Here is a 25,325-nt window from a genome sequence, read left to right on the forward strand (position 1 = left end):
GACACCGGCGAGGCGGAGAGCCCGCCGGCGCGCGTCGCTCAGCCCCGGGCGTCCGGATCGATCACGTCACCGGCCAGGCCGGTGGCGGTCCCGCCGCGGTAGGAGCACCGCTTTCATTCGCGCTCGGAGCGGCAGCGGCGAGCCCGGCCTCGCCGTGTCCCGGTGGCGATCGGAGCACCGGGACACGGTCGAGGGGCTAACCGACCGTGAAGCTCGCCGTCAACGTCGCCGCCGAGCTCGTGCCCACGTAGACCTCGATCTTCCCCGGCTCCACCCGGAACTTCGCGCCGTTGTCGTAGAAGCCCACGTCGTCCGGGGTGAGCGTGAACGACACCGTCTTCGACGCGCCCGCGGCCAGCGTCACCCGCTCGAAGCCGCGAAGGCGACGCACCGGCTGAACGATCGAGGCGACCGGATCACGCAGATACAGCTGCACGACCTCATCGCCCGCGCGGCCGCCGGTGTTGGTCAGCCGCACGCTCACCTGGACCCGGCCTCCCCGCGCCGGCATGCGGGTGTCCGAGAGACGCAGGCTGTCGACCCGGAACGTCGTGTACGACAAGCCGTGGCCGAACTCGTAGAGCGGGCCGGACTCCAGGTCGAGGTACTTGGACGTGTACTTGTTGGCCGGGTCGGCCGGGCGGCCGGTGTTCTCGTGGTTGTAGTAGATCGGGACCTGCCCGACCGCACGCGGGAAGCTCACCGGCAGCTTGCCGCCCGGGTTGACCACGCCGAACAGGACGTCCGCGACAGCGTGGCCGCCCTGCACCCCGGGCGCCCACGCCTCGAGGATCGCCGGCGCGTTGTCGTGCAGGTACGGGATCGTCAGCGGCCGGCCGTTGACCAGGACCACCACGAACGGCTTCCCGGTCGCCTTGATCGCGGCCACCAGCTGCTGCTGCACCCCGGGCAGGTCGATGACGCTGCGCGCCGCCGCCTCGCCGCTCATCGCGGCGGTTTCGCCGACCACCACGACCGTCACCTCGGCCGCGCGGGCCGCCTGCTGCGCGGCGGCGAACCCGCTCGTGTCGGCGCCCTCGACGGCGCAGCCGGCGGTGTAGGTCACCGTGGCCCCGGGCGCCGCCGCCTTGATGCCGTCGACCACCGTCACCGGCGGGGTCGTGCTCGCGCCGGTGCCGAGGCCCGACCAGGTGCCGTTCAGGTCGTAGGTCGCGGTGCCGAGCGGGCCGACGACCGCCACCGAGCGCACGGTCTTCGCCAGCGGCAGCAGTCCCTCGTTCTTCAGCAGCACCATGGACCGCCCGGCGGCCTGGCGCGACGCGGCGAGCGCGGCCGGGGAAGGCGCTTTCACCTCGCCCGGCTCGTCGACGTACGGGCGCTCGAACAGCCCCAGCCGGACCTTCACCAGCAGGATCCGGCGAACGGCGTCGTCGATCTGGTCGCGGGTGATGCGCCGCTGGTTCAGCAGCTGCTCGCCGTACTTGACGTAGTTGGTGCTGACCATCTCCATGTCCACGCCCGCGGGCAGCGCCGCCGCCGCGGCGTCCGCGCCGTCGCCGGCGAGCCCGTGGTTGATCAGCTCCTCGATCCCGGTGTAGTCGCTGACGACGAACCCGCGGAAGCCGTAGGTGCCCTTGAGCACGTCGTGCAGGACGTAGCCGTTGCCGTGCGCGGGCACGCCGCTGATGGTGTTGAAGCTGGCCATCACGGTCGCCGCACCGGCCTCGACGCTCGCCTTGAACGGCGGCAGGTAGAGGTTGTGCAGCCGCTGCAGCGAGACGTCGACGGTGTTGTAGTCCCGGCCGCCTTCGGCTCCGCCGTAGGCGACGAAGTGCTTGGCGCACGCGGCGAGGCGGTCCGGCGACGAGTAGTCGTCACCCTGGTACCCGCTGACCTTCGCCACGGCCATCTTCGAAGCCAGGTAAGGATCTTCGCCGTACCCCTCGGCGATGCGCCCCCAGCGCGGCTCGTGGGTGACGTCCATCATCGGCGCGTAGGTCCAGTGGATGCCGCTGCGCCGGGCCTCCTTCGCCGACACCGTCGCGTCGGCGCCCGCCACGGCCGGGTCGAAGCTCGACCCCTGGGCGAGCGGGATCGGGAAGTTGGTCGTGTACCCGTGGATGACGTCGAGACCGAAGATCAGCGGGATCCGCAGCCGGGTCCGCTCGACGGCGATCTTCTGCAGCGCGTTCAGCTTCGCGGCGCCCACCACGGAGAACACCCCGCCGAGCTGCCCGGTCGCCAGCGACGTCCGCGCGAGGTCTTCGGTGCCGACCAGCTGGAGCTGCCCGAGCTTCTCGGCGAGGGTCATCTTCCGCAGCAGGGACTCGACCCGTTCGTCGCGGTCCGGCCGGCCGGCGGGCCCCGCCGGGTCCGCGGCGGCGGCGCCCGGGGCGAGCAGGCCGACCCCGCCCGCGGTGAGGATCCCGCCGACCCCGGCGAGCAGGCTCCGCCGGTTCACACCGTCGGCGGCCGGGCGATCGGCAGCGTGGCTCTCGGACTGCTCCATGGCGGGGACCCTTTCGCGAGAGAACTCGGGGCGCACAGGATAGGCGCGAAAGGCCGCCAACAGCAGCACGAATGTCGCCCGGTGTTCGGCCCTTCGGCGGGTTGTGGTCCGGGCTGGGCAGGCCCTACGGTCGGAAATTCGCGAGCCACTGGGGGAAGCCGTGCGGATGTCCGGAGCCGCTCTCGCGAGTGTGCTGCTGCTGACCGGCGCCACCCCGGCGACCGCCGGCACGGAGTGGGCGCCGTCGCCGATCACCTGGACGGCCTGCCCGGACGAGCCGGACGGCGAGTGCGGCACGCTGCGGGTGCCGCTGGACTGGGACCGGCCCCGCGGGCCGGAGATCACCCTCGCGGTGGCGCGGCACCGCGCCACCGATCCCGCGCACCGCATCGGCGTGCTGCTGGCCGACGCCGGCGGCCCCGGTTCGTCGGGCGCGGAGTTCGCGCTGGCGCCGGGCTACTTCAGCCCCGACGTGCGGGCCCGGTTCGACGTCGTCGGCTTCGACCTGCGGGGCACCGGGAACAGCGAGTTCATCCGGTGCGAGCCCGAGCCGGGCGGTCCGGACGACACCCCCGCCACCCCGGCCGAGTTCGACGCTTTCCGGCGGTACAACCGGCAGGCGGTCGCGGACTGCCGGGCGCGGAACCTGCCGGTGTTCGACCACGCCGACACCGCCGTCAACGCCCAGGACCTGGACGCACTGCGGCGGGCCCTCGGCGAAGAGAAGATCAGCTTCCAGGGCATCTCCTACGGCACCCTGCTCGGGCAGCAGTACGCCGAGGCGCACGGCGACCGCGTCCGCGCGATGGTGCTGGACGGCACCATCGACCACAGCGTCGACACCCGGCACTTCGTCGGCGACCGCGCCACCGCCGCCGACGAGCTGTTCGGGCAGTTCACCGCGTGGTGCGGCCAGACCCCTTCGTGCGCGCTGCACGGCCAGGACGTCCGGGCCGTGTGGGAGCGGGCGCTCGTCGCGGCCGACGGGATGCCGTTGCCACCCGGCTGGCTGCCGGAATGGGCGTTCTCGGACATATACACCCCCGACTGGGACGCCCTCGCGACGCTGGTCGCCGACACCGCCGCCGGCCGGCCGCCGGTGCGCGCGCAGTTCGAATACAACTACTATTCGATCCGCCTGGCCGTCGTCTGCCAGGACTTCGACCTCCGGATCGGCACTTTCGCGCAGTACTCCGCGATGCGCGCCGAGGAGCTGCGCCGGGCGCCGATCATGCGGGGCAGTGTGCTGGGGCACGGTGAGGTGATGGCCTGCACCGGCATCCCCGGCCCGCCCGCGAACCCGCCGCACCGGCTCGACCTCGCGCGGGCGCCGCGGATCCTGCTGCTGAGCTCGCGCCACGACCCGGCGACGCCGTACGCGTGGGCGCTGAACATCCACCACCAGGCGCCGGCGAACACCACGCTGCTGACCTACGAGGGCTCGGGCCACGCCGTCTACCAGCGCACCCCGTGCACCCGGGCGGCGGTCGACGGCTACCTGCTGACCGGCCGGGCGCCCCGGCACGACCTCAGCTGCCCGGGCTGACCCGCGCGTCGCGGTTCACCACCCGCAGGATCAGCCACTGGTCGAACCACGCGCCGGCCGTCGTGACGACCAGCATCACCAGGCCGATGACCAGGTGCGTGTAGCTGTGCAGCGGCGCGGCGCTGTCGGTCAGCTTCGTGAGCCCGAACTGCAGTCCCAGCCGCAGGACGAACAGGACCGCGACCAGGCCGAGCGCCTGCTTGCTGCGCCACACCGCGCGCAAGTACTTGCGGCGGCGGGAAAGCAGCGTGAACCACAGCGTCAGGTGCACCGCGACGAGCACCAGCGGCAGCAGGGAGACCCACGAGTAGCGGTCGCTGAACTGCCGGGTGAGGTCGTTGCTGGCGACGAGCAGCCCGACGAGCACGAAGTACCAGCCCGGCAACCCCTCGACCGGCCCCTGGACGGGTCGTGCGCCGGTGATGAACTCTGCCTCCCGCATGGGAAACCTCCGTCTGTCGTCGTCTTGTCCCGAGTCTCACGGGAACCACGGGCGGCGCGATCAACCGGCGGTACGAGATCGGCCGGCGGTCTCGTACCCCGGTATGAGTTCCGGCCGCGGAGGCGGCGCGGGCGCGTCTCGTGAGGCACCATCGGCAGATGACCTTCGAAGGCCGTCCGTGATCACGCGGATCCCGTGGAGCGGCCGCCGGGGCCCGCTCGTGGCCGAGGCGGTTGTGCTCGCCGTGCTGGTGGTGCTCGACATGGTGCTCGCGATCCGGGCGGGTCCGGTGCGGGGCGAGCTCTCCACCGTCGCCCTCGAGTTCGCGCCCGGGGTCGGCCCGGTCGTCGCGCTGCTGGCCGTCCTGCGCCGCCGGTTCCCCGGCCACATCGCCGTCCTCGCCACCGCCGTCTCGGGGCTTTCCTTGCTGGGCACGGTGATCACGGCCGCCGTCGCCGCGGCGGGCTCGCGGCTCCCGCCGCAGCCCGGTGCGGCCGAGACCCTGGCGATCGCGCTCGTGGTCGGCGCCTGCTGCCACCGGCTCTCCCCGCGTTCCGCCACCGCGCAGGCGGTTCTCGGTGGCTGCGCGGTGACGCTCGCCCCGATCCTGCGCTACGGCACGGACACCCCGGCCGCGCTCTACTCCGCCGGGGCCGCCGTGGTCTGGGGCGCCGCGCTGGCCGGCGGCCTGGTGCTGCGCGACGCCGAAGTCCGCGCCCGCGTGGAAGTCCTGGAGGTCCGCACCACCGAACGGCTGCGCCTGGCCCGCGAGCTGCACGACCTGGTCGCCCACCAGGTCACCGGGATCGTCGTGCGGGTGCAGGCCGCACACCGCGTCGCCGAACGCACCGGAGGCGACACCTCGACGTTCGCCGAGCTCGAAACCGCGGGCGCCACGGCCCTCGCGGCCATGCGTCGCCTGGTGGGCGCGCTGCGGACCGGCGAGGAAGACCTGTTCGTGCCGCCGACCGATCTCGCCACCGCGGTGGACCGCGCGGTCGGCGACGACGAGCGCATCCACCTCGACGTCGGTCCCGGTCTCGCCGGGGTCCCGGTCGCGCCCGAGGTCGTGACGACCGCCCACCGGCTGCTCACCGAGTCGCTCACCAACGTCCGCCGGCACGCGCCCGGCGCGGCCGAGGTGCGGGTGCTCGTGCGGCACGAACCGGACGGCGCGCTGCGGATCGAGGTGGTCAACGACGGCGCCGCGAAACCCGCCCGGCGGGGTGGCTACGGCCTGCTCGGGATGGCCGAGCGGGTGGCCGCGGTGGGCGGTACGGTGCAGGCGGGACCGGCGGACGGGCAGCGCTGGCGCGTCGTCGCGCGGCTGCCGCTCGAACCGGGCTGACCGCCGACGAGGGGAAACCGGGTGCCGACGCGAGTGCTGATCGCCGACGACCAGGCGATGGTCCGCGCGGGGTTCCGGCTGATCCTCGAGGGCGAACCGGACATCGAGGTGGTCGGTGAGGCCGCCGACGGCGACCAGGCGGTGCGGCTGGCCCGCGAGCTGCGGCCCGACGTCACGCTGATGGACATCCGGATGCCCGGCGTCGACGGGCTGCGGGCGACCGAGCTGCTCGCCGGCCCGGACGTCCCGGAGCCGCTGCACGTCGTGATGGTCACGACGTTCGGGCTGGACGAGAACGTGCACGCGGCCCTGCGCGCCGGCGCGTGCGGGTTCCTGCTCAAGGACGCGGGGCCGAACCTGCTCATCGAAGCCGTGCACGCCGCCGCCCACGGCGAAACGCTCGTCTCCCCCGCGATCACGACCCGGCTGCTGGCGCACTTCGCGCGCCGCGACCCCGGGCGCGCGACGGAGCCGGCGAGCCCGCTGACCCCGCGCGAGCTCGACGTCGTCCGCGCGGTCGCCCGCGGTGAGACGAACGACGAGATCTGCCGCTCGCTGGTGGTGTCACTGCCCACCGTCAAGACGCACATCGGCGCGGCCAAGCGCAAGCTCGGGGCGCGCAACCGCACCGAAATCGCCATCTGGGCCTGGGAAAGCGGCCTGGTCCGCTGACCGCGGCACCCGCTCGACGACCGTGCGCGCGACGACGTCGCCGAACCGCTGACGGCGGCGGGTCACCAGCATCACGACGATCCCGACCAGCCCCCAGGCGAAGCCGTCGACCATCATCAGCAGCTGCCGCACGACGAACACCGACAGCGGCGGGTGGCCGCCGTCGAGCGTCACGACCCGCAGCCGCAGCCACCGCATCGCCGGGGTCTGGCCGCCGTGCCGCCACGGCCACCAGGTGGTGACGAACCAGAAGCCGGCGAAGTCGAGCGCCAGCATCGTGTAGACGACCGCTTTGAGGAACCCGAGCAGCGCGGGCCCGTGCGGGTGGAAGAGCCAGATGACGGCGATGGCGAGCAGCAGCATGGGGAGGAAGACGAGCATCTCGTCGAGCAGGAACTGCACGAGCCGCCGCCCGACGATGCCGCGTCCGGTCCGGGAACCGCTCATCAGCCCATGATCTCCGCCCGGCGGCCCCGGCGCGCGCTGAGCGCGTGTCTCATACCCCGGGCCGAGGCGGAACCGGCGAGTTCGTCCTCCGGGCTGATCACCGGCGCGCGCGGCGAGGCCAGGCTCGGCGCGGACGACCCCGCCGACGGAAGGACTCCCGGTGCGCACCACCCGGACAGGATTGGCCGCCCTGGCGGCCCTGCTCGTCGCGACCACGGCCACCACGGCCGCGGCCGCCGATCCGCTCACGCCCTACACGACCCAAAAGCTCACCTGGGGCGACTGCCCGTTCAAGCCCGCCGCGAACGACGCGCCCGTGCAGTGCGCCCGCGTCGTCGTCCCGCGGGACTGGGCCGACCCGGCGTCGGGGCACGACCTCGAGGTGTCGATCAGCCGGGCCGCGGCCACCGGGGAGCGGCGCGGCGCCCTCCTGCTCAACCCCGGCGGGCCCGGCGGCCAGGGCACCACGCTGGCGGGACCGCTCGCGGCGCTGGAGCCGTCGGTGCACGCGCTCTACGACTTCGTCGGCATGGATCCGCGCGGGACCGGGCAGGCCGGGACCGACGACCACGGCTTCCAGTGCCAGGTCCCGGCCGGCCGGCTGCCGCAAGGCACCCTCGACGCCCGGGACCGCTCGGCCGCAAGCATCGCGCAGCACCAGCAGGTTCCGCGTGCCATCGCCGAGGCGTGCCAGAGCGACGCGCTCGCGCCGTTCGTCACCACCTGGCAGACGGCGCACGACATGGACCTGGTGCGCGGCCTGCTCGGTGACGAGAAGCTCAACTACCTCGGCTACTCCTACGGCACCTGGCTCGGCGCGAAGTACGCGTCGCTGTTCCCGGAGCACACCGGCAAGACCGTGCTCGACTCCAGCGTCGACTTCGAGGGCCGGCTGCAGGCCGACTTCGAAGCCTTCCCGGTCATCGACCAGCGGCAGTTCGACGACGTCTACCTGCCGTGGCTGGCCCGCACGTTCCCGGACCAGCTGGGCCGGACGGCCGCCGAGGTCAAGGCGAAGTGGGAAAGCGTGCGCGCTTACTACGGCACCCAGGGTGTCTCCCCCGACACCTTCGACGGCGTCTTCGTCGGCAACGGCAGCCCGATCCAGTGGCTGCTCGGCGCGCTGGTTTTCCTCCAGGGCGCGGCCGCGCTCGACGGGACGTCCGCCACGCCGCCGCCCGCGCTGGCCGGGCCGCTGGACGCCGCGTCGCGCGCGAAGTTCGGCGTGCCCGCGGCCGAGCTGACCCCGGCGCGGGTCGTCGCGCTCGCGCCCGACTACACGCAGGTTCCCGGCACGCGCTACGCCGTCGCCTGCGGTGACCAGCCCACCCGCAGCTCGGCCTGGTACCGGCGGCTCAGCGACCGGCAAGGCCCGCAGTACCCGCTGTTCGGCTGGGCGTACGGCCTCGGCGAAGCGTGCGGCTTCTGGTCGGACGCGCCCCGGCACGAGCTCCCGGACGTGCCCGCGGAAGTGGCGGCGAACATCCTGGTGGTGCAGGGCGAGTTCGACCCGCAGACCGGCTACGAGCAGGCGAAGTCGGGGGCGCGGGCGGCGGGTGTCCCGCTGGTCTCGGTGGACGACTCGCCGTTCCACGGTCAGTACGCGCTGGCCGGCAACCCGTGCGTCGACGGGCTGGTGAACGTGTTCCTCACCAAGAACTCCCGGCCCGGCGCGACGACCTGTCCCGGCGTGCCGCTGCCCGGCGAGGACCAGGTGTACCCGGTGGCCGGGCCGGTGCGCAGCGGGCCGCCGTCCGTCCAAACGCGACTCGCGGACGGGACTTCGGCACTGCGCGGCCGGCTCCAGGACGAGGTCAGCGCGCTCAACCGGCGGTGAGCTCGCGGCTCTGCTCGCGGACGGACTCCACCGTGAACCCGGAGAGCACCACCCGGGCGGAGCACCGGCTCACGCCGGACCCGGCCGAGGGCACCCGGCGGAGCACCACCTCGTAGCGACGGTCCCGGGCGGCCACGACCACCGTCCGGGAGTCGCCGTGCGGGTGCTCTTCGAGCGCCAGCACGGCGTCGAGGCTCCGGAGCCCCGTGCGGGTGCGGACCGCGATCTCCGCGTACTGCGCCCACGGGGTTTCCGCCGAGGTGCGGCCGCGCAGGTGGTCCAGGCGGACGTTGCCGTGCAACGCCTCCTTGGCCACCAGCTCGGCCTCCGGCATGCCGAGGCCGCCATGGATGAAACCGTCCGGGACCGTCAGGAGGTTGCCCGCCCAACGGTCGCCGCCGACGTGGCTGACCTCCCAGACCAGGCCGGGGTGGTTCTGGGCCAGGCCGGTCGCCACCGGGCGGCCGAAGACCGCGCAGCACATGTCCTTGCTGCCGTGCGTGCAGACCAGGAACAGCGGCCCGGCCACCGGGGCGCCGTGCCCACGGCGGCCCGCGGCCACCGCTTCGAGGTCGACGTCGGGCAGCTCGTCCAGGGACAGGCGTTCCAGCCAGCGCTTTCCCGGCCGGCCGCTGGCGACGAAGACGGTGCGCGACGATCCCGGCACGCGCGCGTGGCGGCCCGGTTTCCGGATGAGCAGCGGGCGCAGGCCGGCCTCCCGGGCGGCGTCGAGCCGCCGCCCGGGGAACAGTTCGTCCAGCGTGGTTTCGAGGGCGTCGGGCGCCCAGGCGCCGGGCTGCTCGATGAGCAGCCAGGAGGTCATGTGGCCAGCGGTGCCGGCGGGCTCACCCCCGAGGGCTCGGGTGAGCGCGGCGCACCCCGGCGCCGCACCTGCGTGTCCGGCGCAAGCTCCCCCTGGTGCCTCGGAGCTCGACTTAGGCATGCCTAAGCGTACCTGATTAAGCGGGCGCCAGCAGCCCCTGTGTGACCAACTCACCGAGGAACGCCCGCAGCGTCGCCCGGCCGAGTGCCGGCGCGGCCTCGGCGAGCGCCCCGAACGAGCGGGGTGAGCCGCTCACCAAAGCGTCGAGCACCGGCCGGGCGGCCGCGGCGAAGACCAGCCGTTTTCCCGCCGCGAGCAGGGCGATCGTGCCGTCGCCGTCCTCCAGCGCGGCCCGCGGGGTGAGCATCCGGACCTCGAAGTCGTCATCGGGCGGGAGCCGCTCGCCGGTCGCGGCCCACGGCAGGCCGACCCGCGGGTGTGCGGGCGCCTGGGCGTCGCGGTCGGCGAGGAACCGGTCGACGAGCTCGTCGGTCATCAGCTCGGTGATCCGCTGCCGCAGCTCCGCCGCCCGTTTCGTCCGGTCTTCCGGCGCGGCGAACCGCGGCAGGTCGGCGCGGAACAGCTCGTCCGCGCGCACCTGGTCGGCGAGCCACGCCACGAGGTCGACGCCGTTGGCCGCGTTGAAGCCGATGGTCAGGTGCAGGGACTCCTCGCCGACGGCGGAGACGTCGTGCCAGTGCCCGCGCGGCACGTAGAGCACGTCGCCCTCTTCCAGCAGGAAGTCCTCGAGGGGCTCGCCCTCCGGCTTCGGCGGGAGCTCGACGTCGCGCTGCAGCGGCGAGGGGCGGGTGAGGCCGTGCAGCCGCCAGCGCTTCCGGCCGGAAATCTGGATGATGAACGCGTCGTGGTCGTCCCAGTGCACGTCGAAGCCGTGCGTGGTCCCCCACCCGGCGTAGAGGTTGACCTGGACGCGCTCGCGCAGGTCGTGTTCGAGCCGGGCCGCGAGGTCGCCGACCTGGTCGACGAGCTCGTTGACCGAGTCGAGCACGAGGGTCGCGCCGGCGCGCAGGTGCTCGGCGAAGGGCGCGGACAGCACGCGCGGCACCAGGCCGGTGCGGCGGGTCGGCACCATCTCCGTGTAGGTGTGCGCCGGCACGACCTCGCCGTCGAGGGCGAGGCGCAGGCGCGGGAAGTCCAGGCGGTGCTGCCGCAGCACGCGGTCGATCTCCCGCCACGGGAGCAGGGCGGCGAAGCGCCCCTTCTCCCCCCGGAACCGCCGCGGGGACTTCCCCAGCACGTCGTCGAAGAACTGGCCGGCCTCGAGGGGTGCCACGAGGTCGGCCAGTCCGGGAATCTCCGTCACGACGGCTTCGGCTAGTCGTTGCCGTCGTTGTCGGCGACCGCGCCGTTGGCCTTGCCGCGGTCGACGGCCGTCGGCAGCGGCTCGACACTGAGCAGCAGACCGCTGGCCTGGTTGTCGCTGACCGTGTTTTCCTGCGCCATCCGGGACCTCCCAAACGTCGACGACTGGATTTCCCACGCTACGTGAGAGAAGCGTGACGGTCATCGATCATTTGAGTAGTCCCGTTCCCCCGTCCGGCGAAGATCAGCGCGGGGTGACCAGCGCCGGGATCGAGGTGTGGCCGTTGGAGAGGAACGACGGGACGCCGGTCAGCTCGCCCGGATCGACCGCCAGCCGCAGGCCGGGGAACCGGTCGAACAGCGCCGGCAGCGCGATGGCGGCTTCGAGCCGGGCCAGGGGCGCGCCGAGGCAGAAGTGGACGCCGTGGCCGAAGGCCAGGTGCTGCTTGACTTCGCGCGTGAGGTCGAAGCTGTCGGCGGTGGCGCCGTGCTCGGCCGGGTCGCGCCCGGCGGCCGCGTAGGCGGCGAGGATCGCCTCACCGGCACTGATGACCACCCCGCCGCCGAGCGTGATGTCCTCGACGGCGTATCGCAGCGGCAGGTACGGCACCGGCGCCTGCCAGCGCAAGGTCTCCTCGATCACGTCACTCCACGTGTGCTCGCCGCGCCGGACGGCGGCCAGCTGCTCCGGATGGGTGAGCATCGCGGTGACGGCGTGGTCGAGCAGGTTCACCGTCGTCTCGTGGCCCGCGGTCAGCATCAGGATCAGGGTGTCGACCAGCTCGCCGGCCTCGAGCCGGCCGGTGTCCCCGGCGCGGGCCGCGACCAGCCCGCTGGTGAGGTCGTCGCCCGGGTCGGCGGTCTTCTCGGCGACGAGCCCGCGCATGATCTCGTACAGCTCCAGCGCGTTCGCCTGCGCCCGGGCCGGGGTCACCGTGGTGTCGAAGATCGTGTCGACGACCGCGCGCAGGGCCTCGCGCCGCCCGGCCGGCACCCCGAACAGCCGGCAGATCACCTCGACCGGCAGCGGGTAGGCGTACCTCTCCCGCAGGTCGACCGGATCGCCGCCGGCGCCCGCGCGCTCGATCTTCTCGAGCAGCCCGGCCGTGATCGTGGTGATGTCCGGGCGCATCGCCTCGACCTGGCGCGGGGTGAACGCCTTGGCCACCAGCGTCCGCAGCCGGCGGTGGTCGGGGCCGTAGGTGGTGAACATGTTGCGCACCGAAACCCAGATGCGCAGCGGCCAGTCTTCGGAGATGCGGCCTTCGCGCCAGGCCGTCCAATGCCGGTTCGGGTCCTTCGAAACCCGGGGATCGCTAAGGAGTTTCCGCAGGACCGCCGCGTCGGGAACGGCCCAGGCCCGGACGCCGCCGGGCAGTTCCACGAGCTGGGCCGGCCCCGCGGCCCGCAGCCGCGCTCCCTCCCCGTGGACGTCGTGACCGAAGGTGTCGAGGACCAGCGCGTCGCCGTTTGTCATTCACCCGACGATATTCAGTTCCCGGTGACGCGCGGGCGCCGCGGGAAAACCTGTCACAGCAACGTAAGACTCGCTCAGGCGGCGCGGGCCCGCCGGTCGACGCCGTGGCGGTGGCCGCCGTGGAAGACGAGCGGCTGCTTCCCGGCGCCGCGGCCGGCGGCGACCACGCGGCCCAGGAAGATCGAGTGGTCGCCGCCCGCGCTCGCCTGTTCGAGCTCGCACTCCAGCCACGCCAGCGCCCCGGTGAACAGCGGCGCGCCGGTCTTCGGCCCGATGCGGTGGCCGACCGGGCCGAACTGGGCCATCCCGCCGGGACGGCGCCAGTCGGCGAAGTAGCCGGCCAGCTCGTGCTGGTCCGCCGCCAGGACGTTCACCCCGAACGAGCCCGCGGTGACGATCGCGGTGTGCATCCGCGCCGCCTTCGCCACGCAGCACAACACCATCGGCGGCTCCGGCGACACCGGCGCGAACGCGCTCGCGGTCATCCCGTGCGCGTCCTCTCCGCCGACGGTCAGGACCGTGACGCCGGTCGCGAACTGGGCCATCACCTGACGGAACCCGGGTTGCGGCGCGAGGCCGCGGCGAGCCCGCGCCGCCGGCACCCGCTTCGGCGCCCGAACCGGTCCGGACATGGCACACCTCTTTCTCCGCCGTCGAAACCCTCGCCTCCAGTGCAGCCCGCGCGCCGCACACCCGCTACTCGTGCGCTGCGCATCCCCGGGGCGTGAGCGCTTCACATCCGTTCCTCGACCCGCGGGGCGGATCGTGGTCGGCACACAAGAACGGCAGCGGAACGGAGGAACCCATGGAAACGACCGCGACCACGGCCGACCGGCGCACGGAGGCCGTGCCCGTCCAGCGGGGCGAGCACCGGCGGATCGACATCCCGGCGCAGCGGACCGGCGCGCCGCCGGCGGAACGCGAGTACGTCCGCGAGCACATCGTCCTCGGGTACAACTGAGCCGCGCGGCCCCGGCGGCGCCACCGGGGCCGGCGCTCAGCCGAGCGCGACGTCCGTCGACCGCACCGGGACCGCGTCCAGCGCGGCGAGGGCCTGCTCGTCGAGCTTGATCCCGCCCGCGGCGACGTTCGCCTCGAGGTGCGCGGTGTCCGCCGTGCCCGGGATGAGGTGCACGTTGGGCGCGTGGTGCAGCAGCCACGCGAGACCGACCTGCGAAGGCGTGCAGCCGAGCGACTCCGCCGCCGTGTGCACGGCCGGCTCGTCGGTCACCTTCGGCAGGCCGGGGAAGGCGCCGCCGAGCGGAAAGAACGGCACCCACGCGATGCCTTCGGCGACGCACAGCGCGAGCATGTCCTCGTCGGCGCGCCCGACGAGGCTGTAGGCGTTCTGCACGCAGGCGATGCCCGCCGGGAGCGCCCGGCGCAGGATCTCCGTGGTCACGGCGCTGAGCCCGATCGCGCCGATCTTGCCCTCGTCGCGCAGGGCCGTCATCACCTCGAGCTGGTCGTCGAGGTCCACCACCTGGTCCCCCTCGGCCGTGACGCCCGGCCGGGTGTCCGCACGGCGCAGGTTGACCAGCGGGATCCGGTCCGTGCCGAGGCTGACGAGGTTCTGCTCGACGCTCGCCCGCAGCTGTTCCGGCCGCTGCGCCAGCCGCAGCGGGATCGGGCCGTCCGGGTCGGGGTCGGCGCCGACCTTGGTGGCGACCAGGACGTCTTCGCCGGACTCGAGCGCCTCGCGGATGACGCCGTTGACAAAGCCGTTCCCGTAGAACTCGGCGGTGTCGACGTGGTCGACGCCGAGCTCGAAAGCCCGGCGCAGCAAGGAGACGGCGGCCGCGCGGTCGCCGCGGAGGCGTTCGAGCTGCATCGCCCCGTAGCCGACCCGCGAGACGGTGCGGCCGGCGAGCGGGCCGGTGGGTGCGTTCGAGGTCATGGTGATCCCGCCTTCGTGCGATGATGGAGAAGCGGAGGGACCTCCGCTAAGCCGAAGGTAGCACAACCGGAGGGGCCTCCGTTTTGACTTCGCCCGATCGAGCCGTCCGCGCCGACGCGCGCCGCAACCGCGAGAAGCTCGTCACCGTGGCGCGCGACGCCTTCGCGGCGGCCGACGGCGCCGTCTCGCTGGAAGCCGTCGCGCGCGAGGCCGGCGTCGGGATCGGCACCCTCTACCGGCACTTCCCCACCCGCGAGGCGCTCGTCGAAGCCGTCTACGCCGCCGAGCTCGACGACGTCGCCACCAGCGCCGCGACGTTCCTCGCCGAGCTCCCGCCCGAAGCCGCCCTCCGCGCGTGGATGAACCGCTACGCGGCGTTCGTCGAAACCAAGCGCGGGATGGCCGACGTCCTGCGCGCCGGCTGGGCGTCCGGCCGGATCGCGACGCCGGTGACGCGGCAGCGCATCACCGCGGCGATCGGCTCGATCCTCACCGCCGGCGCCGAAGCGGGTGTCTTCCGCGCCGGCCACGACCCCGAGGACGTCACGACGCTGCTGCTCGGGATCTTCCTGGCCACCTCGCCCGGGCCCGAGCCGGAGCGGATCGGCCGGCTGCTCGACCTCGTCGTCGACGCCCTGCGCCCCCACTGAACCCGGCCGCCACGCTAGGGTCAGTCCCACCTTTGACCGTTGAGGAGACATCAGTGGTAGCCGAAAGCGAGCGGCCCCATCGGCTGGCCGGATTGCTCGAAACCGAGCGTGAGCGGCTGATCACCCGGTGGACTGAACTGGCGGGCTCGGCGTTGCGTGGCCGGCTGACCACGGTCGAGCTCGAGCGCGACCTCCGCGACCTGTACGGCTCGCTCGTCCCCGTCGTCACGCTGGACGGCGGGCTGGGCCGGGCCGAGTTCGGCGAGATCAAGGCGCAGCTGGCCGATCTTTCCCGCCTGCGCGCCCGCCAGGGCTTCAGCCCGTCCGAGACCGCTTCGGGCGTCTTCGCGCTCAAGCAGGCCGTCTCCGAGCTGACCGAGAACGAAGACAGCGCCGAGGTGTTCCGGGAGGTGCTCGCCTTCTCCGGCCTGCTCGACACGCTCGGGCTCTGGACGTTCGAGACCTACGCCGCCGCCCGCGAGGAGATCATCAAGGAACAGTCCGAGCAGCTGCTCGAGCTGACGACCCCGGTCGTGAAGCTCTGGGAAGGCGTGCTCGCGGTGCCGCTGGTGGGCACCCTCGACTCGGCGCGCACGCAGGTCGTCATGGAGAAGCTGCTGGAGTCGCTGGTCGAGACCGGCTCCGAGCACGCGATCATCGACATCACCGGCGTGCTGGCCGTCGACACGCAGGTCGCGCAGCACCTGCTCAAGACCGTCGTCGCGGCGCGGCTGATGGGCGCCGAGTGCACCATCTCCGGCATCCGGCCGCAGATCGCGCAGACCATCGTCGCGCTCGGGATCGAGTTCGGCGACATCGCCACCAAGGCGACCCTGGCCGACGCGCTGCGGCACGCGCTGCACCGCGAAGGCGTGGTCGTGACCGGCACCCGCGATCGGACCCGCTGATGGACCGCGTCCCCATCCTCAAGATCGGCGACATGCTGCTCGTGTCGATCCAGATCGACCTGCAGGACCAGAGCGTGCTGGCCCTGCAGGAGGACCTCGCCGACAAGATCAGCACGACCGGCGCGTCCGGCGTGGTCATCGACATCTCCGCGGTGGAGATCGTCGACTCGTTCATCGGGCGCATGTTCGCGACCATCGCGTCGCTGTCGAAGCTGTTCGACGCGGAGACGGTCGTCGTCGGCATGCGGCCCGCGGTGGCGATCACGCTGGTCGAGCTCGGCCTGACCCTCGGCGACGTGCACACGGCCCTGGACCTGGACCGCGGGATCTCGGTCCTGCAGAAGCTCACCGCGCGAAGGAGGGGTGCGTCGGTCGAGCGGGACGATGAATCCGTCCGGGTCACCGGATGACCGCCGCCGCGGACGGACCCGACGAGATCGTGATCCGCGCCGACGAGGACGTCGTCCGGGTCCGGCAGCTGGTCCGCGCCTACGCCCTGCGGCTCAAGCTGTCGCTGGTGGACCAGACCAAGCTGGTCACCGCGACCAGTGAGCTCGCCCGCAACACGCTCATCTACGGCGGCGGCGGGTCGGCCCGTGTCGAAGAGGTGGACAACGGCCGCCGCAAGGGCGTGCGCGCCACCTTCCACGACGACGGCCCGGGCATCCCGGACGTCACCGTCGCCCTGGCCGACGGCTGGAGCAGCGGCACCGGCCTCGGGCTCGGCCTGGGCGGCGCCAAGCGGCTGGTGGACCAGTTCGACCTGGACACCGAGGTCGGGCGCGGCACCGAGATCACCGTCGTGAAGTGGGCCCGATGATCGACGGCGCCTGCCTGCCGGTCACCGAGGACCTCGCCTGGGTCCGGGTGGAGGGCGACACCGCGCACGGCCGGGCCCGCCGTGCCGCGGCGGGGCTCGCCACCCGGCTCGGGTTCGACGAGGTCCGCGCGGCCGAGGTCGGCCTCGCGGTCACCGAACTGGAGACGAACCTCGCCAAGCACGCCGTCGAAGGCATGCTGGTCGTGCGGGCCGTCCGGGCGGTGACCGAGGCCGCCGTCGAGGTCGTCGCGATCGACCGCGGCCCCGGGATGGCCGATGTCGTCGTCTCCGGCCAGGACGGCGAATCGACCACCGGGACGCTCGGTCTCGGCATGGGGACGGTGCGCCGGCTCGCCGACACGACCGCCGTGCTCTCCGAACCCGGCCGCGGCACGGTCGTCACCGCGCGCTTCCACTCCCGGCTCACGGCACCGGCCGAGCTGTCCGGGGAGACCGCCACAGGCCTCACCCGGCCGATCGGCGGGGAAGACGTCTGCGGCGACGCCTACGCCGTGCACCAGGAACCCGGGCGGCTGCGCCTGATGATGTGCGACGGGTCGGGGCACGGCCCGCTGGCGGCCGCGGCGGCCCGCGCCGCGGTCGAAACGTTCTGCGCCCACGCGACCGAACGCCCAGAGGCGGTGGTGAAGCGCATCCACGAGGCCCTGCGCGGAACCCGCGGCGGCGCGATCGCGATCGCCGACGTCGACGTGGCCGCGGGGACGGTCCGGTACGCCGGTCTGGGCAACATCGCCGGCAGTGTGGTGGCCGACGGCCGCAAGCAGGGCATGGTCTCGGTGCCGGGTGTCGCGGGTTACCAGGCCCGCACGATCCGCGCCTTCGACTACGCCCTCCCGCCCGGCGCGACCGTGGTCCTGCACTCGGACGGCCTCACCGAGCGCTGGAGCGCCGAAGGCCGCGAGCGGCAGTTCGCGGCCGGCCCGCTCGAGATCGCGGCCTGCCTGCTGCGCGACGCCGGCACCCGCAACGACGACGCCGGCGTCCTCGTCGGCAAACCACGGCCGTGACCGCCCGGCAGCGCGACGAGCTCATCCGCCTGCCGATCGCGGCGGAGCCGGACGTGTTCACCGTGCGCCGCTGCGGCCGGGAGGTCGCCGCGGCCGTCGGCCTGGAGAGCCAGGACCAGGTCCGCGTCGCCACCGTGCTCAGCGACGTCGGCCGCGACCTGGTCGCCGCCGGAGTGCCGGCCACCGTGCGGTTCGTGCTCGCCGACGCACCGGCCGCGCTCGTCGCCGAGTTCAGCTGGCGCGGCCGGGCGGCCGAAGCGGTCCTCGACGCCGGCCGCGCCACCGCGGAACGGCTGATGGACGGCCTGGACGTCACCTGTGAGGCGGGGCAGAACGTGGTCTCCCTGCGCAAGCTGCGCTCCCCCGGGCTCCGCCCGCCCGGGCCCGCCGACCTCGCGCGGCTGCGCGAAGTCCTGGCGCGGCAGGGCATGAGCACGCCGATGGACGAGCTGCGGGCCCAGAACCAGGACCTGCTGGAAACCTTGGAAAGCCTCGAAGCGAAGAGCCGGGAACTGACTCGGCTCAACGAAGAGCTGGAGGAGACCAACCATGGTGTGGTCGCCCTCTACAAGGAGCTCTCCGAAGAGCTCGAAGAAACCAACCGCGGGGTGGTCGCGCTCTACGCCGAGCTGAACGAGAAGTCCAGTCAGCTCAAGGCGGCCAGCGAGGCGAAGACCCGGTTCTGGTCGAACATCAGCCACGAGCTGCGCGCGCCGATCAACTCCGTCATCGGCCTCGCCCGGCTGCTGAGCGGCCCGGGCGCCGACCCGCTCACCGACGACCAGCGGCGCCAGGTGGGGTTGGTCAACGACGCCGGTTCGACGCTGCTGTCGCTGGTCAACGAGCTGCTCGACACCGCGAAGGCCGAGTCCGGCCACCTGGTCGCGCAACCGTCCCAGGTCGACCTGGTAGCCGTCTGCCTCCAGCTGCGCGGCGCCCTGCGGTCCACAGTGGCCTCGCCGGCGGTCGAGCTGGTGATCGAGGTCCCCGAACCGGCGCCGCCGCTGATCACCGACGAGACGATGCTGGTGCGCATCCTGCGCAACCTGCTGTCCAACAGCCTCAAGTTCACCGAGCGCGGCGAGGTCCGGCTGACCGTCGGCACGGACGACGACGACGTCCGCTTCACCGTGTCCGACACCGGCATTGGCATCCCGGCCGACCAGCAGGACCGGGTGTTCGAAGAGTTCCACCAGGTGCACAACGATTTGCAGGCCCGGGTGCCGGGCACCGGGCTCGGCCTGCCCTACGCGCGGCGGCTCGCGGAGATCCTGGGCGGCAGCCTGGAGCTGTCCAGCGAGCACGGCACGGGCACGACCGTCGTGCTCCGCCTGCCACGCCCCGACCCGCGCCGGGCGACCCCGGTCCGCGTCGGCTCGCTGCTCATCGTCGACGACGACGCCGAGTTCCGCGACCGGCTCGCCCGGCTGGTCCACGACCTCGCCACCGACGTCCGGCACGCCGCGGACGGGCGGGAGGCGATCGAGGTGTTCGACCGGCACCGGCCGAACCTGGTCTTCCTCGACCTGCTCATGCCGGGCATGAACGGCCGCGAAGTGCTGCAGGTGCTGCGCGAAAAGCCCGGCCTGCGGGACATCCCGGTGGTCGTGGTCTCCTCGGCCGCGCCGGAGGGGCTGGACCTCACCGGCGCCGGGCTCCGGGCGGGTCTGCTGCTCAAGTCGCAGGTCTCCCCCGAAACCCTCAGACTGGCAGTCGGTGAAGCCTTCGCGGTCGTGGCCAGGACGGTGCCCAGATGAGTGATCCCGGCGAGCGCGCGAGAGCGAACATCCTGGTCGTCGACGACCTCGAGGCGAGCCGGTACCTGACCAGCAGCTGGTTGCGCCGCAACGGTTACCGCGTCACCGAGGCCAAGACCGGCCGGGAGGCACTGGCCGCACTGGACGGCGAGCCGCTCGACCTCGTCCTGCTGGACGTCAACCTGCCGGACATGAGCGGTTTCGACGTCTGCGACCGGGTCAAGGGCGACCCGCGCACCGCGGCGATGCCGGTCATCCACATCTCCGCCACCGCCATCGAGGTCGAGGACCGCACCACCGGGCTCGACCGCGGCGCGGACGGCTACCTCGTCGAGCCGGTCGATCCGGGCGAGCTGGTGGCCACCGTCGAGGCCGCCCTGCGGTACTACCGGGCCCGGACGCGGGCCGAGCGGCTGGCGGTGCGGCTGGACCGGCTGACCCGCGCCACCCGCGCCATGAACAGCGCCACCACGTTCGACGACGTGCTCGTCGCGGCCGCCGCGGGCGCCGCGGCCGTCTTCGAGGGCCCGGCCACGGTCCTCAGTTCGAGTCACCACGGCGTGGTCCGCTCGGCCGCCACGGACGGGCCGGGCCGGACGCCGCTCGTGCGCTCGGACACGTTCCGCGCGTTGGCGGAGGTCACCAGGTCGGTGAGCGCGGCGAACCCGGGCACGGAGGCTTCCTTCGCCCAGCTGGTCACCTCCCCGGACGGGACCACCCTCGCGTTCGCCCAGGCGAACCCGTCGCTGGTCCCCCTCGTCCTGACCGTCGAGCCGGGTGCGATCCGGTCCGACGACGACCGCAACCTCCTGGTGCAGCTGGGCCAGGCGACGGCGCTGGCGTGCGAGGCGATGCGGTCGTTCACCGAGGAGCACCAGCTCGCCCTCACCCTGCAACGCAGCCTGCTGCCGCGGGAGCTGCCGGTGCGACCCGGCCTGGAGATGTCCGCCCGGTACGCCCCGGCGAGCGACAACGCCGAGATCGGCGGCGACTTCTACGAGGTGTCCGACCTCGGCGGGCGGCTGCTCATCGCCGTCGGCGACGTCGTCGGGCACTCCCTCGAAGCCGCCACGGTGATGGGTGAGGTCCGCCACGCCCTGCGCGCCTACGCCGTCGAAGGGCACGGGCCGGTCGAGATCCTCGAGCGGCTGGACGCCATGCTGCGCCGCTACCACCCGCGCGGGCTCACCACCGTCAGCCTCGTCGCGCTCGACCCGGCGACGGGCGCCGCGGAGGTCGCGAACGCCGGGCACATCCCGCCGTTGCTCGCCGACGCGTCCGGAGCGCGTTACCTCGGCATCAAGGGGCCGCTGCTCGGCATCGGCCTGCCGCGGCCCGCGGCGACGTCGCTCACGCTCGACCCCGGCACGCTGCTGCTGCTCGTCACCGACGGCCTGGTCGAGCGGCGGGGCAGCGTCGTCGACGACGGCATGGAGCTGCTGCGCACGGCGGTCACCCACGACGCCGATCTGGAAATCCTGTGCGACACCCTGCTCGCCCGCTTCGGCGCGGCCGCGGAGGACGACATCGCGCTCCTGGCGCTGCGGCGCCGCTGAGCGGTGGCGCCCCGGCCCGGCTGCTACCGTCTCCCGCAGACGCGGTTGAGGACCCAGCCGCGGTGCTCTAGCCGTGTGCTCCCTGCCGGCGCACGCCGATCCGGAGGAGCTCACCCTTGGCGGCCCCGCCCGACTTCGCCATCGCCATCACCTCGACTGACCACGAGACGCTGCTCCGCGCGGTCGGGGAGATCGACTCGGCGGTTTCCGAAGACCTGCGCACCCAGCTGACGACCGCGATCGGCGACGGGCGTCCCGTCATCGCCGACCTGACGGACGTGACCTTCTGCGACTCCAGCGGACTGACCGCGTTGATCCACGGCCACACCACCGCCGAAGAGGCGGGCACGGAGTTCGTGATCGTCACCGCGCAGCGCGCCATCCTCCGGCCCGTCGCCCTGCTGGGGCTCGCCGACCTCCTGCGCATCCACCCGGACGTCGAGACGGCCCGGGCCGCGCTGGGCCCGAAACGCGAGTAAACGTCGCGAACATGGGTATTCTCGGCGCGGAGACGATCACATCCCGGCGGTTTTGTGCCGCCGGCTGGTCGTCGAGAGGAGTTCCACCGTGCCGGTAGCCTGGGATCGCGACGACCAGGCCGACTGGCAAAGCCTGGACCTCACGGGCGCCGACCTGACGGACCTGACCGCCGCCCGGCACTGGGCCGGGGCCCGGCTCGCCACGCTCGGCGAAGCGCACCGGATAGACACTCTGCTGGTGGTGGCCGAACTGCTGGACAACGCCTACCGGCACGCCCATGGCCCGGTGCAGCTGCGGATGCTGCACAGCCAAGACCCGTGCGAGATCACCGTGGCGGTCGCGGACACCGTGACCGAAGCGCCGCACCTGCGCACCCCCGACAGCGAGGGCGGCCGCGGGCTGCGGCTGGTCGACCAGATCTGTTCCGCCTGGGGCGTGAGCCACCACGACGAGGGCAAGATCGTGTGGGGCCGGCTGGGCTGCGCGAACTCCGGTCTCGCCTGCCCGCCGGTTCCGGAGTAGCACTCTCCTTTGTGGACGGCGGCCACGGGGTGTCTAGTCGCCGATCTGAGCGCGCAGCTGGTGCAGGGTCTTGGTGAGCAGCCGGGAAATCTGCATCTGGGACAAACCGACGCGGGCAGCGATCTGCGACTGCGACAACCCCTCGAAGAACCGCATCTCGAGGATCGCCCGCTCGCGTTCCGGCAGCCGTTTCAGCAGCGGGGCCAGGGATTGGCGGTCCTCGACGAGCTCCATCCGGGCGTCCGGCTCGCCCACCGTGTCGGCCAGCGACAGCCCGCCTTCGTCGAGCGGGCGGTCCAGGGACGACGTCTCGTAGCAGTTCGCGGCGAGCAGACCCTCGCGCACCGTCTCGACGTCGAGGCCGAGGTGGCTCGCGAGCTCGCTGGGCGTCGGCGCCCGGCCCAGCTGCTGCGCGAGGTGCGTCGTGCCGCGGGAAAGCCGGCCCTGCAGCTCCTGCAGGCCGCGGGGCACCCGCACCGCCCAGCCGCTGTCGCGGAAGAAGCGGCGTACCTCACCCATCACCGTCGGCACCGCGAAGGACAGGAAGTCCGCGCCCTTCGCGGGCTCGAACCGGTCGACGGCCTTGACCAGGCCGATCCGGGCCACCTGCACGAGATCGTCGCGGGACTGCCCGCGCCCGCTGAACCGCACCGCGACGTGTTCGGCGAGCGGGAGGAACTCGATGATCAGCCGCTCGCGAAGGGGTTCGCGGGCGGGGTCACCGTCGGGCAGCGCGGCCAGCCGGTCGAACAGCGGGCGGCAGTGGGAGTAGTCGTCCCGCTTGCGCTGGCGGGGAGTGTCCACAGTGACCGGCGCGCGGGGCAGGACCGCGGGAGCGCTCATCGAACGCACACCCCGCCGGGCCGGGTGGCACTGACACGCACCGCCATGCGATCCTCCTTCGTCGCGCGAGGAAGTACCCACGACGGGGAACCGGCAAACCACGTACCCACCACACTGCGGACATCGCCCGTTCCGGGGAAAATGGACCGGTGTCCGGCAACGAAACCCCCGAAGTCCCCCACGACCCGTCGATCTTCCGGTGCACTGTCAGCCGGCGCGGCGACGCGGTGGTGCTCGCCGTGCTGGACGAGCTCGACCTGTTGACCGTCCCCGAGTTCGGCCGCACCCTGACCGCCGTCCAAGCCGCCGCGACCGGCCCCGTCGTGCTCGACCTCACCGGTGTGACGTTCCTCGACTCGAGTGGCATCAACGCCATCGTGCTCGCGGGCCGTCCCCCCGAAGACTCGTCGCACCGGCTGCGGGTTGTCGCCACCGGTCCCACGGTCCTGCGGACCATCCGGCTCGCCGGCGCCCACGAGCTGCTCGTGCTAGCCCCGACCGTGGACGAGGCGCTCGCCATGCGGTGACCACCGCCCGCTTCGGTGCGTGCCGGTTCACGGCCTGACGCGCGCCATCGCGCCCGCGATCAGCGTCGCGAGCGCGTGCTCCAGCGCGGGCGCCATGTCCAGGCGGAACCCGGCCAGGCACGGGTCCGCCTCGTAGGCGGCGAGCGCGCTGGCCGAGGGCTGGGTGTGCGTCCAGAGTCCGCCGGTCAGGATCATCGCCAGCAGGCAGACCGACTCCGCTTCGGCGCCGACCTCCGGCAGGTAGCGGCGCATCAGGCCGACCATCGTGTCGAGGCCGGCGAGCGCGGACCGCTTGTAGCGCACGACGACGTCCACCGACACGTTGTGCTCCAGGACCGCGGCCTGCGCGGCGACGAGGTCGCACAGCACCGTCCGCCGGGCCAGCGTGCGCGCGACGATAGCGGCGAACGCGTCGGCCCGCGCGCCCGCCGGCAGGCTCGGGTCGACGCCGTCGGCCAGCTCGCCTGCCGCCTCGGCCAGCCAGTCGTCCAGTGCCTGCTGCAGCAGTTCGAGCAGCACCGCTTCCCGGGATTCGAAGTAGCGCAGCACGTTCGACTTGGCCAGGCCGACCCGGCGGCTCAGCTCGGTGAGGCTCACGTCGGCCACCGGCATCTCGTCGAGCATCACCAGCGCGGTGCCGAGGATCTTGCGGCGCCGCTCCTCCCGCTGCTCGGCGCTGCGCGCCCGCTGGAACGTCATGCGACCCAGCGTAACCCCACCGGGGCGGATTACGGACTGGCGGTCTCTTGACAACAGACCGACGGTTCCTTAACGTCGGTCATAACAGACCGACGGTCCGCAAAGACCGGCAACGAGTAGGGGAACCGCCATGAGCAAGCAGTGGAGCGACCAGGACGTCCCGGACCAGAAGGGCCGCGTGGTCGTCGTGACCGGCGCCAACACCGGCCTCGGCTTCGACACCGCGAAGGTGCTCGCCGAGCGCGGCGCGTCGGTGGTGCTGGCCGTCCGCGACGTCGAGAAGGGCAAGCAGGCGGCCGCGCGCCTCGGCGGCGACGTGTCCGTGCAGGAGCTGGACCTGGCCTCGCTGGACTCCGTCCGCGCCGCGGCGGCCGACCTGCACACGACGGTGCCGAAGATCGACCTGCTGATCAACAACGCCGGCGTGATGTACCCGCCGCGGCAGACCACGCGCGACGGGTTCGAGCTGCAGTTCGGCACCAACCACCTCGGCCACTTCGCGTTCACCGGCCTGCTCCTGGACCTGCTCCTGCCGGTGGCCGGCTCCCGCGTGGTGACGGTCGCGAGCATCGCCCACCGCATCCGCGCGGCGATCCACTTCGACGACCTGCAGTGGGAGAGCTCCTACGACCGCGTCGCGGCGTACGGGCAGGCGAAGCTGGCCAACCTGATGTTCAGCTACGAGCTGCAGCGCCGCCTCGCCCCGCACGGGACCACGGCGGCGGTGGCGGCGCACCCGGGCGTGGCCCGCACCGAGCTGATGCGCAACTCCCCCGCGATCACCCGCGCGCTGTTCCCGGTGGTGGCCCCGCTGATCAGCCAGAGCTCGGCGATGGGCACCCTCCCGATCCTCCGGGCGGCCACGGACCCGGCCGCCCTCGGCGGCCAGTACTACGGCCCGGCGGCCCCGGGCGGCTACCGCGGACGGCCGGAGGTGGTGGCCTCCAGCCCCCAGTCCTACGACCTGGCGACCCAGCGGCGGCTGTGGGCGGTTTCGGAGGACCTGACCGGGGTGAAGTACCCCCTCGCCTGACGCGGAGCAGCCGACGGTGCCGGCGGTGCCGGTGCCACCGCCGCTGTCGCCGCCGCCGAGCGCTGAGCGCCGCCACTGCCGCTACCGCCGAGCGCCGCTGCTGAGCGCCGCTGCTGAGCGCTACCGGCGCGGCCGCGGGCGCCGGTGCCGCCGCCGGTGCCAATGCCGCCGCCGATGCCATGAGTGACTCATTCACCTCGCCGGAACGCCATGAATGAGT

At 73.1% G+C, this 25,325-nt stretch carries 27 protein-coding genes; 16 read left to right on the forward strand and 11 right to left on the reverse strand.

What is annotated here, in order from left to right; translation table 11 throughout:
* Positions 1–196 precede the first annotated feature (196 nt).
* Complete coding sequence (locus tag ACZ61C_RS12615; RefSeq protein ID WP_465305956.1) at positions 197–2,470, reverse strand: glycoside hydrolase family 3 N-terminal domain-containing protein; 2,274 nt, start codon at positions 2,468–2,470, stop codon at positions 197–199.
* A 166-nt stretch (positions 2,471–2,636) separates the two neighbouring features.
* On the opposite strand from ACZ61C_RS12615, the gene ACZ61C_RS12620 reads away from it, so the two are divergent.
* The gene (locus tag ACZ61C_RS12620) at positions 2,637–4,016 is read left to right on the forward strand and encodes an alpha/beta hydrolase (RefSeq protein WP_465305958.1); all 1,380 of its coding nucleotides are present in this window, start codon (positions 2,637–2,639) and stop codon (positions 4,014–4,016) included.
* Here the strand turns inward: ACZ61C_RS12620 and ACZ61C_RS12625 are convergent.
* The gene (locus tag ACZ61C_RS12625; protein WP_465305960.1) at positions 4,000–4,458 is read right to left on the reverse strand and encodes a hypothetical protein; all 459 of its coding nucleotides are present in this window, start codon (positions 4,456–4,458) and stop codon (positions 4,000–4,002) included. The genes ACZ61C_RS12620 and ACZ61C_RS12625 overlap by 17 nt on opposite strands.
* 178 nt (positions 4,459–4,636) lie before the next feature.
* Here ACZ61C_RS12625 and ACZ61C_RS12630 point away from each other — a divergent pair, with 178 nt between their 5' ends.
* Both ACZ61C_RS12630 and ACZ61C_RS12635 read left to right on the forward strand, forming a co-directional pair.
* Positions 4,637–5,806, forward strand: coding sequence for a sensor histidine kinase (locus ACZ61C_RS12630; protein ID WP_465305962.1), 1,170 nt, complete (start codon positions 4,637–4,639; stop codon positions 5,804–5,806).
* 21 nt (positions 5,807–5,827) lie between these two features.
* On the forward strand, positions 5,828–6,478 hold the full coding sequence (locus ACZ61C_RS12635; protein ID WP_465305964.1) for a response regulator: 651 nt from the start codon (positions 5,828–5,830) through the stop codon (positions 6,476–6,478).
* Here the strand turns inward: ACZ61C_RS12635 and ACZ61C_RS12640 are convergent.
* Complete coding sequence (locus ACZ61C_RS12640) at positions 6,371–6,925, reverse strand: RDD family protein (protein ID WP_465305966.1); 555 nt, start codon at positions 6,923–6,925, stop codon at positions 6,371–6,373. The genes ACZ61C_RS12635 and ACZ61C_RS12640 overlap by 108 nt on opposite strands.
* Before the next feature lie 160 nt (positions 6,926–7,085).
* Here ACZ61C_RS12640 and ACZ61C_RS12645 point away from each other — a divergent pair, with 160 nt between their 5' ends.
* Positions 7,086–8,762 (forward strand): alpha/beta fold hydrolase, encoded by a 1,677-nt coding sequence (locus ACZ61C_RS12645; protein WP_465305968.1) that lies wholly within the window; start codon positions 7,086–7,088, stop codon positions 8,760–8,762.
* Here the strand turns inward: ACZ61C_RS12645 and ACZ61C_RS12650 are convergent.
* The 5 genes from ACZ61C_RS12650 to ACZ61C_RS12670 all read right to left on the reverse strand — a co-directional run bounded on the left by ACZ61C_RS12650 (position 8,749) and on the right by ACZ61C_RS12670 (position 13,017).
* Positions 8,749–9,585: a sucrase ferredoxin gene (locus ACZ61C_RS12650; RefSeq protein ID WP_465305970.1), complete on the reverse strand. Its 837-nt coding sequence runs from the start codon at positions 9,583–9,585 to the stop codon at positions 8,749–8,751. The two genes, ACZ61C_RS12645 and ACZ61C_RS12650, sit on opposite strands and share 14 nt — an antisense overlap.
* Before the next feature lie 136 nt (positions 9,586–9,721).
* The gene (locus ACZ61C_RS12655) at positions 9,722–10,909 is read right to left on the reverse strand and encodes a cupin domain-containing protein (RefSeq protein ID WP_465305972.1); all 1,188 of its coding nucleotides are present in this window, start codon (positions 10,907–10,909) and stop codon (positions 9,722–9,724) included.
* Positions 10,910–10,920: 11 nt separating this feature from the next.
* Positions 10,921–11,049 carry a hypothetical protein gene (locus ACZ61C_RS12660; RefSeq protein WP_465305974.1) on the reverse strand — a complete coding sequence of 43 codons (129 nt, stop codon included), beginning with the start codon at positions 11,047–11,049 and terminating at the stop codon, positions 10,921–10,923.
* Between the two features lie 103 nt (positions 11,050–11,152).
* Positions 11,153–12,385, reverse strand: a complete 1,233-nt coding sequence (locus tag ACZ61C_RS12665; protein WP_465305976.1) for a cytochrome P450 family protein — start codon at positions 12,383–12,385, stop codon at positions 11,153–11,155.
* 74 nt (positions 12,386–12,459) lie between these two features.
* Positions 12,460–13,017, reverse strand: a complete 558-nt coding sequence (locus tag ACZ61C_RS12670) for a flavin reductase family protein (protein ID WP_465305977.1) — start codon at positions 13,015–13,017, stop codon at positions 12,460–12,462.
* 173 nt (positions 13,018–13,190) lie between these two features.
* Between ACZ61C_RS12670 and ACZ61C_RS12675 the strand changes: the two genes are divergently transcribed.
* The gene (locus tag ACZ61C_RS12675; protein ID WP_465305979.1) at positions 13,191–13,346 is read left to right on the forward strand and encodes a hypothetical protein; all 156 of its coding nucleotides are present in this window, start codon (positions 13,191–13,193) and stop codon (positions 13,344–13,346) included.
* Positions 13,347–13,382: 36 nt separating this feature from the next.
* Here ACZ61C_RS12675 and ACZ61C_RS12680 read toward each other — a convergent pair whose 3' ends face one another.
* The gene (locus ACZ61C_RS12680) at positions 13,383–14,282 is read right to left on the reverse strand and encodes an aldo/keto reductase (RefSeq protein ID WP_465305981.1); all 900 of its coding nucleotides are present in this window, start codon (positions 14,280–14,282) and stop codon (positions 13,383–13,385) included.
* A gap of 83 nt (positions 14,283–14,365) precedes the next feature.
* Here ACZ61C_RS12680 and ACZ61C_RS12685 point away from each other — a divergent pair, with 83 nt between their 5' ends.
* The 9 genes from ACZ61C_RS12685 to ACZ61C_RS12725 all read left to right on the forward strand — a co-directional run bounded on the left by ACZ61C_RS12685 (position 14,366) and on the right by ACZ61C_RS12725 (position 22,003).
* Complete coding sequence (locus ACZ61C_RS12685; protein WP_465305983.1) at positions 14,366–14,932, forward strand: TetR/AcrR family transcriptional regulator; 567 nt, start codon at positions 14,366–14,368, stop codon at positions 14,930–14,932.
* A gap of 53 nt (positions 14,933–14,985) precedes the next feature.
* Positions 14,986–15,840 (forward strand): STAS domain-containing protein, encoded by an 855-nt coding sequence (locus ACZ61C_RS12690; protein ID WP_465305985.1) that lies wholly within the window; start codon positions 14,986–14,988, stop codon positions 15,838–15,840.
* A complete protein-coding gene (locus ACZ61C_RS12695; RefSeq protein WP_465305987.1) occupies positions 15,840–16,250 on the forward strand; it encodes an STAS domain-containing protein in 411 nt (136 codons plus the stop codon). The genes ACZ61C_RS12690 and ACZ61C_RS12695 overlap by 1 nt, the downstream gene beginning before the upstream one ends.
* Positions 16,247–16,660 carry an anti-sigma regulatory factor gene (locus ACZ61C_RS12700; RefSeq protein WP_465305989.1) on the forward strand — a complete coding sequence of 138 codons (414 nt, stop codon included), beginning with the start codon at positions 16,247–16,249 and terminating at the stop codon, positions 16,658–16,660. Before ACZ61C_RS12695 ends, ACZ61C_RS12700 begins: the two co-directional genes overlap by 4 nt.
* Positions 16,657–17,688, forward strand: coding sequence for a SpoIIE family protein phosphatase (locus ACZ61C_RS12705; RefSeq protein WP_465306998.1), 1,032 nt, complete (start codon positions 16,657–16,659; stop codon positions 17,686–17,688). Before ACZ61C_RS12700 ends, ACZ61C_RS12705 begins: the two co-directional genes overlap by 4 nt.
* A complete protein-coding gene (locus ACZ61C_RS12710) occupies positions 17,685–19,445 on the forward strand; it encodes an ATP-binding response regulator (protein ID WP_465305991.1) in 1,761 nt (586 codons plus the stop codon). Before ACZ61C_RS12705 ends, ACZ61C_RS12710 begins: the two co-directional genes overlap by 4 nt.
* Entirely contained in the window at positions 19,442–21,001 is a 1,560-nt protein-coding gene (locus tag ACZ61C_RS12715) for a SpoIIE family protein phosphatase (RefSeq protein WP_465305993.1), read from the forward strand. The genes ACZ61C_RS12710 and ACZ61C_RS12715 overlap by 4 nt, the downstream gene beginning before the upstream one ends.
* Before the next feature lie 116 nt (positions 21,002–21,117).
* Positions 21,118–21,480: an STAS domain-containing protein gene (locus ACZ61C_RS12720; protein WP_465305995.1), complete on the forward strand. Its 363-nt coding sequence runs from the start codon at positions 21,118–21,120 to the stop codon at positions 21,478–21,480.
* 88 nt (positions 21,481–21,568) lie between these two features.
* On the forward strand, positions 21,569–22,003 hold the full coding sequence (locus tag ACZ61C_RS12725) for an ATP-binding protein (protein WP_465305997.1): 435 nt from the start codon (positions 21,569–21,571) through the stop codon (positions 22,001–22,003).
* A 33-nt stretch (positions 22,004–22,036) separates the two neighbouring features.
* Here ACZ61C_RS12725 and ACZ61C_RS12730 read toward each other — a convergent pair whose 3' ends face one another.
* On the reverse strand, positions 22,037–22,846 hold the full coding sequence (locus ACZ61C_RS12730) for a SigB/SigF/SigG family RNA polymerase sigma factor (protein WP_465305999.1): 810 nt from the start codon (positions 22,844–22,846) through the stop codon (positions 22,037–22,039).
* Positions 22,847–22,995: 149 nt separating this feature from the next.
* Here ACZ61C_RS12730 and ACZ61C_RS12735 point away from each other — a divergent pair, with 149 nt between their 5' ends.
* On the forward strand, positions 22,996–23,373 hold the full coding sequence (locus ACZ61C_RS12735; RefSeq protein ID WP_465306001.1) for an STAS domain-containing protein: 378 nt from the start codon (positions 22,996–22,998) through the stop codon (positions 23,371–23,373).
* Between the two features lie 27 nt (positions 23,374–23,400).
* On the opposite strand, the gene ACZ61C_RS12740 is transcribed toward ACZ61C_RS12735, so the two are convergent.
* On the reverse strand, positions 23,401–24,072 hold the full coding sequence (locus tag ACZ61C_RS12740; RefSeq protein ID WP_465306003.1) for a TetR/AcrR family transcriptional regulator: 672 nt from the start codon (positions 24,070–24,072) through the stop codon (positions 23,401–23,403).
* Positions 24,073–24,202: 130 nt separating this feature from the next.
* Between ACZ61C_RS12740 and ACZ61C_RS12745 the strand changes: the two genes are divergently transcribed.
* Positions 24,203–25,105 (forward strand): SDR family NAD(P)-dependent oxidoreductase, encoded by a 903-nt coding sequence (locus ACZ61C_RS12745; protein WP_465306005.1) that lies wholly within the window; start codon positions 24,203–24,205, stop codon positions 25,103–25,105.
* Positions 25,106–25,325 lie beyond the last annotated feature (220 nt).

The sequence above is a fragment of the Amycolatopsis sp. NPDC104587 genome (genome assembly GCF_055583645.1).